Origin of the sequence: Streptomyces celluloflavus (genome assembly GCA_000720995.1) — a bacterium.
GTDB lineage: Bacteria > Actinomycetota > Actinomycetes > Streptomycetales > Streptomycetaceae > Streptomyces > Streptomyces celluloflavus.
Map to the genome: position 1 here is coordinate 1 of JOEL01000130.1, position 789 is coordinate 789.

Consider the following 789-nt stretch of genomic DNA (forward strand, 5'->3'; position numbering starts at 1 on the left):
CTGTCGGCAAGGTGCCGGTAGAGGGTGGCCCGGTGCACTCCGAGCGCCTTGGCGATGGCGGTGACGCTCTCTCCCTTGGCGTAGCGGGCACGGGCTACGGCTAGCTTGTCGTCGTCCATGACGGACGGGCGTCCACCGACGTTGCCCTTACGAGCCGCAGTGTCCAGCCCCTCCAACGTCTTCTCCCGGATGCCTTCCCGCTCTACCTCGGAGGCCACGGCCAGCACTGCGAAGACGATGGCACCGGCCCCGTTCGGGTCGTAGACACCGGTGAGCGGTCCGGATAGCAACTCCAGTTGGATGCCGTCGACTTGGAGACTGGACGACAAGGTCATGAGTTCAGCCGCGTTGCGGGCGAGACGCTTCATCTCCACCACGGTCAGGATGACCGGCTGGTGTGGTGCGGCGGTCTTGATCTCCCGGGCGAGGGTGAGTGCCTTCTCAAGTTCCGGACGTTCCTTGACCCGGCTGCTGATCTTCTCGGAGAAGACACGATTGCAGTCGGCACGGGCAAGCATGTCCAACTGGCTCTGGAGTTCCTGCCCGACCGTCGAGCAACGGGCATAGCCGATGCGTATCGCTGCACCTGGCGTCGCCTCGGGTGCCTGCACCACGGGTGCGCCTTGCCTCCACGGCTTGCCGGGGTTGCGGTCGGCCGGGGTCTTCACCGCGAGTTCTGCCTTGAGTGCGGGCACCAGGGCAAAGCGGCCGGTGTGGTAGCTGGACGCCACCTTGCCCGCCCCTGTACGGCAGGAACTACCGGCGGGGGCTTCGCACTTCGGGCAGGGG

At 66.4% G+C, this 789-nt stretch carries 1 protein-coding gene; it reads right to left on the reverse strand.

Annotated elements, in window-relative coordinates; all coding sequences use genetic code 11:
* A partial coding sequence (locus IH09_RS36185; RefSeq protein ID WP_318279675.1) for a recombinase family protein occupies positions 1-731 on the reverse strand: 731 nt, incomplete at its 3' end.
* Positions 732-789 lie beyond the last annotated feature (58 nt).